Source organism: Plesiocystis pacifica SIR-1 (assembly GCF_000170895.1).
In the GTDB taxonomy this organism is placed as follows: Bacteria; Myxococcota_A; Polyangia; order Nannocystales; family Nannocystaceae; genus Plesiocystis; species Plesiocystis pacifica.
On record NZ_ABCS01000196.1, the window covers coordinates 1 to 8,101 of the forward strand.

An 8,101-nucleotide genomic window follows, 5' to 3' on the forward strand; every position below is an offset into this window, starting at 1 on the left:
GCGCGCTTTGCCCTACCCGACGGGCCCGCCTGAGCTCGGCGACTGGCTTCGCGCTACATTGGCGAAAGCGAGGGTAATCCCTCGCGTTGCCCCACCCGAGCCCATCGCTCCAGGCCCCACCATGACTTTTGTTCGCCTCCCGCCCTTCCTCGCCCTGTCCTTCACCCTCTCCCTCGCGAGCCTGAGCGCCTGCCAGCAAGCGGAGTTCGAAGACGACGAGGGCGGCAACGGGGGCAGCGACGAGCAGGGCGACCAGGGGGATCAGGGCGACCAGGGCGACCAGGGGTCGTCCAGCGAGTCCAGCGGCGGCGAGCCGACCCTCAACTGCGACCCGGGCGACGAGATGCCCTGCCCCGAGGACCAAAAGTGCACGGTCGTCTCGACCCAGGGCGGCGTCCCGGTCTACGACTGCGTCACCGACGACGGGAGCAAGCTGCCCTTCGACCCGTGCACGCCCGCTCCGGGGTCGGGCCAGGACGAGTGCCCCGCCGGCACGGCCTGCATCCCCAGCGAGCCCGACGGCGAGAGCGGCCTGTGCCTCGAGCTGTGCCTCGCCGACGACGACTGCGAGACCTCGCTGTGCACCGAGATGCCTGGCCAGGTCGTGCCGATCTGCGCGCCGCGGTACTAACCCGCGATGGGGCAGCCGTAGATGCCCTCGTACTCGGCCCCGTTCTTGTAGTCCTCGCAGTAGCTGCCGCAGAAGGTCACGATCAGGCCTTCCTCGAGCCAGGTCCACCCGTCCTCGTTCTCGCAGTCCTCGACGAAGGGGATCGCGTTCTCGTCGGTGGGCGGCTCGCCGTCGTGGAAGCTGACGTAGGGGATCTGCTCCTCCGTGGGCGGCGGGCTGCCCTCGAGCATGGTCAGGTCGATGACGCACTCGGTCACGCCCTCGAGGATCACCTGGAGGGCGTCGAGCAGCTCTTGCTGGTTGGTGGTGTTGAAGAACTTCTCGGCGTCCATGCCCTCGTTCTTGGGCGCGCCGCCAGCGAGGGCGACGTCGTTGAGGCGCACGAAGGGGTTGGCCTCGGGCGAGCCGTCCGTGCCCGCGCCCTGCAGCATGTCGACGATGTCGATGCCGACGACGTAGGTGGTGATGCCCTCGTCCTCGAACGCGGCCTCGACCGTGGTCGGGAGGGTCTCGTCGTAGGACTCGATGTACTCGGGGTAGGGCAGGTCCGTGTTGCAGTTGGCGGCGCCGTCGGTGATGAACAGGATGTAGCGCGGGTTGGTCTCGTTTTGAGCCAGGAGGTGGTCGACGGCGGAGTTGATGCCCAGGGTCGCCGGCGTGCCGCCGACGATCTCGGTGTTGCCTGCGCCGGGCCCGGGGATGGCCGCGAGGATCGCGTCGCCGTTGTCCGCCCCGACGCCAACCTCGGGCTGGGTGCCGACGATGCACGAGCCGAGGTTGTAGCAATTGGAGGACTGCGGCGTGGCGTCGGGGCAGGCGTCCGCGGACGGGAAGCGCTGGACCCCGGCGTACATGGTCGAGCCGAAGTTGGTCATCACGTTGTCGACCACGCCGTGCAGGGTGTTCCAGCGCGTGACCTGGGGCGTGTTCGGGTCGAGGTCGTGGTCCCAGGAGTTGTTGACCATGGAGCCCGAGGCGTCGACGACGAGCATGACGTTGGGCGGGACGTACTCCGGGGTGATCTCGACGGTGCCGCAGTCTGGGCCCGTGGTCGACTCGTCCTCTTCGGCCGTGGTGCTCCCGCTGTCCTCTTCGGCCGTGGTCGTGGAGTCCGTGGCGTCTCCGCTGCCGTCTTCGCTCTCGGTCCCGATGCCGGGGCCGTCGGCCTCGCCGGCCTCGTCACCCCTGTCGTCCGAGCCGCTGTCTCCGCAGGCGGCCGCGCTTCCAACCAAGAGCACCGCGAGGGCGCTCCTCCCCAAGACTGTTCGTCGCATCCAGATCGATCAGACACCGGGGCGCGGAGCTTTTCCGGATTAAAATTCGAGCCCGAACTGGAGGTGGGCGCGTCGGGGTCAGGCGAGGCCTTCGCGGGGAAAGCGGCTGTGGAAGGCCGCGCGCGTCTTGCCCTTGCGGTCGTAGACGGCGAACACGACCCGGTCGAAGGCGCCGGCGAAGCGCGGGTGCTCGAGCCACTGCCCGAAGGCGTCCGCGACCTCGGGGGGATGGTTTTGAAACACCCCGCAGCCCCACGCGCCGAGCAGCAGGTTGCGCTGGCCCTTGTCGCGGGCGAGGGCCAGGACCATGCCCGCGCGGCGCACCAGGCACTCGCTGAGCTTGCGCCGCTTCCCGCCCCGAGACAGGTAGGGGCCCGCGTTGGGGGCGGGGGCGGTGATCACCGAGGGGAAGAAAGGCTGGTCGAGGAGGTTCTTGCTGTTGGTGCGGAAGAAGGGCACGCGCGGCGACCAGATCATGTGGTCGGTGTAGAGCGTGGACTTCTCGACGCGGTTGATGCGGTAGTAGGGCTGGGCGGCCTCGGCGAGCAGGCAGGCGTGCAGGGCCGAGGCGCGGGCGAGGTCTTCTTCCTGGGCCTTGGCGCCGCGGATGAAGCCGCCGCCGGGGTTTCTGGCCGAGGCGAAGTTGAGCAGCGCGAGGGCCTCGACGCCCTCGTCGATCATCAAGCGGTGGGCGGCGATCTGGGTGGTCTCGGCCGTGACCTCGATGGTCGGCGGGGACGCGCTCGCGCCCTCGACCTCGCGCTCGAGCAGGGCCGCGAGCTGCTTGGGGCGGACGAGCTCGGAGCCCGCCACGGCCGCGCGCAGCTGGGGCCCGAGCTCCACCCACGCGCCGTCGCTGGTCTCGTAGCCGCCGACCTCGAGGAGCGCCAGGGTCTTGCGGGCAGCTTCTTTCAGGGACATGGGCTTGGTGTAGCGTAGACACTTTTGGGGGCAAGGGAAACGCCAGTGGCCTTTCGCGGGGTCTGGCGGCCCCGGGTGGGAGACCGGTCGGGGGGCCGCGCGCCTCGGGGCGTACTCGCGCGTAGTCGGGGTCGGGAGCGCGCCCGGGAAGAGTGGTGATCCCTGGAGGGCCGTGGGCTATGGTCGTTTGAGGTAGCGTGCGATTCGAAGAGGACTACGAGGGGCTGGGGTGGCGCGAGACGCTGCAGCTCAGGTTCGCCCGGGCCGACGCGATCGGGGCGTTGCTGATGCTGCCGCTGGTGTTCATCGGCTTCGACGTCGCCGAGCACTGGCCGATGATGCTCGCGCTGGTGTTGCTCGAGGGCGTGCTGTTCGGGCTGTCCTTCTTCTCGCGCCTGCACACCCACTACCTCGCCGTGCTCACGGTGCTGATCAACCTGATGTTCGGCGGCTTCGCGGTCGCGCACCTGGGCTGGCTCCCCGGCCCGGTGATCGTCCTGACCACGGGGGTGTTGATGGGCGGCATCTTGCTCGATCGCGTGGGCGCGCTGGTGGCCGTGCTCGGGGCGACGACGGTGTTCGTGGGCGTGGGCCTGGGGATGAGCTCCGGCTACCTGGCGATCCCCGAGGGCCACCCGGCGATGGGGGACCTGCAGCTGTGGCTGCGGGTCAGCGTGTTCTCGACGGGGCTGTGGGCCCTGCTCGGCGTGCTCACGGCCTACGCCATCAACCTCATCGACGAGAAGGCCAACGCCGAGCAGGTCGCCCAGTCGGACCTGGCCCGAGAAAAGAGCCGGGTCGCGGCCATCGAGCAGTCCCGCGATCAGGCCAAGCGGGCCTTCGTCGAGGCCCAGCGCAAGGAGACCGTGGCGGCCCTCGCGGGCGGCCTGGCCCACGACTTCAACAACACCTTGATGGTCATCATGTCCTGGGCCGAGCTGCTCGAGGTCGAGCTGGGCGAGGCGAGCCAGGGCGACGAGGTGCTCTCGGAGGCGACGAGCGCCGTGGTCACGGCGGCGGAGCAGGCCTCCTTCCTGGCCCGGCAGCTGCTCAGCCTCGGTCGCCAGGGCACGTCCACCCCCGAGCCCGTCGACGTGCGCGGGGTGATGGGGCTGGCGGTGACCAGCCTGCGCAAGCTGCTGCCCGCGAACATCGAGGTCCGGCTCGAGGCCGAGGCCGTCGACGCGGTCCTGGCCGAGCCGGCGCAGCTCCAGCAGATCATCTTGAACCTGGCGATCAACGCCCGCGACGCCATGCCCGAGGGCGGGCGGCTGAGCTTCGGCGTGCGCCAGGAGCGAGACGACAACGGCGCGACCTGGGTGATCTTGTCGGTCGTCGACACGGGGACCGGCATGGACGAGGAGACCCTGGACAAGGTCTTCGAGCCCTTCTACACGACCAAGCCGGCGGGCAAGGGATCGGGCCTGGGGCTGGCCTCGGTGCTGGCGATCGTGAACCAGCTCGGAGGTCTGCTCGAGGTCGACTCGGAGCTCGGCGAGGGGACCTGCTTCGAGATCCACCTGCGCGCGCGGCCGGACTTGAGCGCGGCCAAGGTCGCCGCGGCCCAGGTCGAGGGCGAGGTCTCGGGGCGCGCGGTGATCATCGACAACGAGCCGCAGGTCCGGGCCTTCCTCGCGCGCACCCTCGAAAGCGTGGGCCTCGAGGTCCACGCCGTGGGCGACGGCGACGGTCTGCGCGGGGTCTTGCGGGAGCTCGGGGACAGCCCGGTGGCGCTGCTGTGCACCGAGAGCGTGGTCGCGGGCTCGCGCCCGGCCGAGCTGATCGCGTCGGCGCGCGAGCACTCGGCGGGCTGTCAGGTGCTGATCTGCTCGGGCCACCTGCCCGACGACGCCATGCGCCGGGAGATCGCCGCGGGCCGCTACGCCTTCTTGCCCAAGCCCTTCGGCAGCGACGAGCTGCGCCGTCAGGTCCTGAGCCTGCTGGCCGATTGATTAGTACAGCCCCTTGGGCGGGCGGCTGTGCTCGATCATCTCGAGGGCGAGGGTGGCCTGGCGCTTGGGCGAGCGCTCGGTCCGGCGGGGCACGACCATGGTCAGCGCGGCCTCGAGGTAGGCGTGGTCGGCCTGATCGTCAACGCCCTCGAGGCGGTGGCAGGCCTCGGTGACCTTGACGGCGTGGGCGGTGAAGATCGGGCGCACGAAGGTCTCGCCGGCGGCGAAGGGGGCCAGGCGGGCGTAGGCGGCGGGGCGCTCCGCGGCGGGGACGCGGCGGGCGAGGCTCGGCAGGGCGTCGGCGTCTCGGCGGCGCAGGACCTCCTCGAGGCTGGGGGTGGCCTCGCTCGCGGGGGGCTCCTCGCTGCGATCGCTCTTGTGCAGCTTGCCGACGAAGGCCGCGGCTTGCACGGCGAAGCGACGGGCGTCGCGGTCCGAGGCGAGGGGCAGCAGGGCCAGGGCGGCGTCGGGGAAGGTCAGGGCGTGGCTGACGTCGAGGACGGTGACCTCGGCCTCGGGGCGCCGCTCCCAGCTCGGGTCGAAGCGAGCCAGGCGGATCGCGGCGGCGTGGGCGGACGCGAGCACGAGGGCGCGCGGAGCGACGCCCTGGCCCAGGGCCTCGAGGGTCGCGTCGACGGCCGCGGCTTCGCTGGCGAGCACGGCCTGCTCGTAGCGCGCGCGCGCCTCGGGGCTCCACTGAGGGGCGGAGGCGGGGTCGGTGTTGGGGGTCGGGCCGAGGGCGTCGACGGCCGCGTAGCCCTCGCGGGTGCGCTTCCACGGGGGCAGGGCGGTCTCGCGGGTGTGCCAGCCTTGACGCACGATGAGCGCGCCGAGCAGGGCCTCGCGGGCCTCGGGGAAGCGGGCGATGAGGTCCCGGGTCTTGTCGGTGTAGATGAGCCCGTGGCCGTAGCCGAGCAGGTGGTCGCCGACGTAGGGGAGCAGGCCCTCGCGGGTCAGGGCGTCGAGGCTGGCGGCGTCGCCCGGGGCGAGCTCGCGGGCGAGGGCGCGGGCGGTGGCCTCGGCCTGGGCGCGGGCCTCGACGCGCAGGGCCGCGGGGATGGCCTGGGCGGTGGCTTCGCCCTCGAGCTCGGCGTGGACCGGGCGATCGCCGAGGTAGGCGTAGTCCTCGGCGGCGAGCTCGGCCGCGACGGCGAGGGCCTCGGGCAGCGCGAGCCAGCCGCGCTCGACCCAGCTGAGCAGGTCGGTCATGGTCGCGAGGGGGTGGTCGAAGCCGTAGGGGGTCCGGGCCGCGGCGAACTCGACGAGCACGCCGAAGGCGGGGGAGGGGCCCTCGAGCTCCTCGAGCTGGTCGAGGCGCAGGCCGTCGCGGAGCACCGCTCCGCCGTCGCCGCTTTGCAGGGCCCGAGCCATGCTCGCCCGCAAGCGCGCGCGCTCGGCCGGCACGTCGACGCGCAGGTCCACGTGCACCCGGCCGTCCGCGACGCTCGCGGGGAAGCGCCGCACCCCCTCGCCGCCGAAGGTGCACTCGCCCGTGCGCACGTCGAACTTCCAGTTGTGCCAGGCGCAGGTCAGGGTGCCGTCGCGGGCCTCGCCCTGGGACAGGGGGTAGCCCTGGTGCGGGCAGCGATCGGCGAGCACGTGGACGGCCTCGCCCTCGCGCACGCAGGTGAAGCGCTGGCCGTCCTCGGACTTTTGCAGCGAGCAGCCCTGGGGGATGTCGGCGAAGGGCGTCAGCAGGGGCAGGGAGCTTCGCGCGGTCACGGGCACAGTCTAAGCGAGGGCCTGCGTGGGCGTCGCCCGTGATGGGCCGTGATGGGCCGTGATGGGCCGTGATGGATCCATGCTCGGTGGCCATGGGCTGGGCGAGCATGTCCGTACGCGCGCTTTCCCTTGGCTCGACTGCCCCTCGCTTCGCCCAGCTGTCCGGCTCGCTGGTCTCGCTGTGCCTGTGTCTGGCCATGGGCTGCGTGGACGATGGCGAGCTCGACGAGGGCTCCGAAGAGGCCGAGACGGGCGAGAGCGGGGACGAGGACGGCGATCCCCTGGGCCTGGGCGAGTGCCCCGAGCTCTCGACGGGGGACCCGGCGGCCTTGCCGGTCGCGGGCTGGGAGGACCTCCAGGATCCCGACCTGGCCTGCGCGCTCCGGGCCCTCGACGCCCTGGTGGCCGAGCGGAGCATCGTGTGTCTGGGCGAAAACGGCCACGGCGTGGCGGACAGCAACCTGTGGCACGCCCTGGTGATCCGCTACCTCGTGCACGCCCACGGGGCCCGGGTCGTGGCCACCGAGTCGCTGCGCGCGACGACGGCCCCGTGGAACGACTACGTGCAGGGCGGAGATCCGAGCCTGCTCGAGGCCGGCTTCGAGGGGCTGCTCAACTCCCTGGCGAACACCGAGGAGAACGCGGCCTTCGTCGAGTCCATGCGCACGATCGGCGAGGAGCTGCCCGAGGGCGAGACCCTGAAGCTGACGGGCTACGACGTGGCGGTCCAGCCGATCCTGGCCCGGGCGGCGATCCTCGAGTTCTTGCTCGACGCGGCGCCGGAGCTCCACGACACCTGGGCGGAGCAGCTGCCCACGGGCAAGGAGGGGGACGAGGTGGTGATCGACTGGCTGGCGGCGGGGGACTTCGCGGACGAGCTGCTGGCCCTGCTCGAGGACAACGCGGCGGACTACATCGCGGCTACGGACGAGCAGCGCCAGGCCGACGCCATGGTCGACGCGGCGGACCTGGCCGACGGGTATCGCTTCTTGCACTGGTATCGCCAGGACAACTTCAACGTTGGCAACGCGACCTACCGCGAGCCGGGGATGATCCGCAACGTCGAGCGCATGCGGGCGGAGCTGCCCGAGGATGAGTTGCTGATCCTGGTGTCCCACAACCGCCACTGCGCTCGGGAGTGGATCATTGGGACGGACGAGCAGGGGCAGGACTCGCCCGCTCTGGGGAACCATCTGGACAAGGTGTTTGGGGAGGATTACCTGCTCATCGCTCAGGCTTACGAGCAGGGGAGCTATACGCGGCGGACCGATGGGGTGTTCGAGACGGTGGCCTTCTCGGCCAATCCGACCTACCTCGAGAGTGTGATCGGGGGGGCGACGGAGGAGGGGGTGCTGTTGATTGATGACCTGCCTGGGGGGATTTGGGAGATGTGGTCGCAGAGTCCGCTCGATGTTTCGGCGAACTTTGATGCGTTGTTGTGGATTCGGGACGTGGTGGGGACGACGATTCGGGAGTGAGGGGGAGCGGGCGTGGTTTGGCGAGCGGTCTCGTCTTCGATGGGGATCGTTCTGGGTTTGGCGAGGGGGCTCGGCTCTGATGGAGAGCGGGCACGGGTCAAGGGGGTCGGATCCCCCGCTGTC

At 71.1% G+C, this 8,101-nt stretch carries 6 protein-coding genes; 3 read left to right on the forward strand and 3 right to left on the reverse strand.

Going from position 1 to position 8,101, the window contains the following annotated elements; translation table 11 throughout:
• Positions 1-121: 121 nt before the first annotated feature.
• Positions 122-631 carry a hypothetical protein gene (locus tag PPSIR1_RS40815; RefSeq protein WP_006977203.1) on the forward strand — a complete coding sequence of 170 codons (510 nt, stop codon included), beginning with the start codon at positions 122-124 and terminating at the stop codon, positions 629-631.
• On the opposite strand, the gene PPSIR1_RS40820 is transcribed toward PPSIR1_RS40815, so the two are convergent.
• Complete coding sequence (locus PPSIR1_RS40820; RefSeq protein ID WP_006977204.1) at positions 628-1,869, reverse strand: vWA domain-containing protein; 1,242 nt, start codon at positions 1,867-1,869, stop codon at positions 628-630. The two genes, PPSIR1_RS40815 and PPSIR1_RS40820, sit on opposite strands and share 4 nt — an antisense overlap.
• Before the next feature lie 114 nt (positions 1,870-1,983).
• Positions 1,984-2,826, reverse strand: coding sequence for a TIGR02452 family protein (locus PPSIR1_RS40825; RefSeq protein WP_006977205.1), 843 nt, complete (start codon positions 2,824-2,826; stop codon positions 1,984-1,986).
• A gap of 197 nt (positions 2,827-3,023) precedes the next feature.
• Here PPSIR1_RS40825 and PPSIR1_RS40830 point away from each other — a divergent pair, with 197 nt between their 5' ends.
• Positions 3,024-4,778: a hybrid sensor histidine kinase/response regulator gene (locus PPSIR1_RS40830; protein ID WP_006977206.1), complete on the forward strand. Its 1,755-nt coding sequence runs from the start codon at positions 3,024-3,026 to the stop codon at positions 4,776-4,778.
• Here the strand turns inward: PPSIR1_RS40830 and PPSIR1_RS40835 are convergent, their stop codons facing one another.
• The gene (locus tag PPSIR1_RS40835) at positions 4,779-6,500 is read right to left on the reverse strand and encodes a Rieske (2Fe-2S) protein (protein ID WP_198154733.1); all 1,722 of its coding nucleotides are present in this window, start codon (positions 6,498-6,500) and stop codon (positions 4,779-4,781) included. It lies immediately after the preceding gene.
• 107 nt (positions 6,501-6,607) lie between these two features.
• Between PPSIR1_RS40835 and PPSIR1_RS40840 the strand changes: the two genes are divergently transcribed.
• Positions 6,608-7,978: an erythromycin esterase family protein gene (locus PPSIR1_RS40840; RefSeq protein WP_157596517.1), complete on the forward strand. Its 1,371-nt coding sequence runs from the start codon at positions 6,608-6,610 to the stop codon at positions 7,976-7,978.
• Positions 7,979-8,101 lie beyond the last annotated feature (123 nt).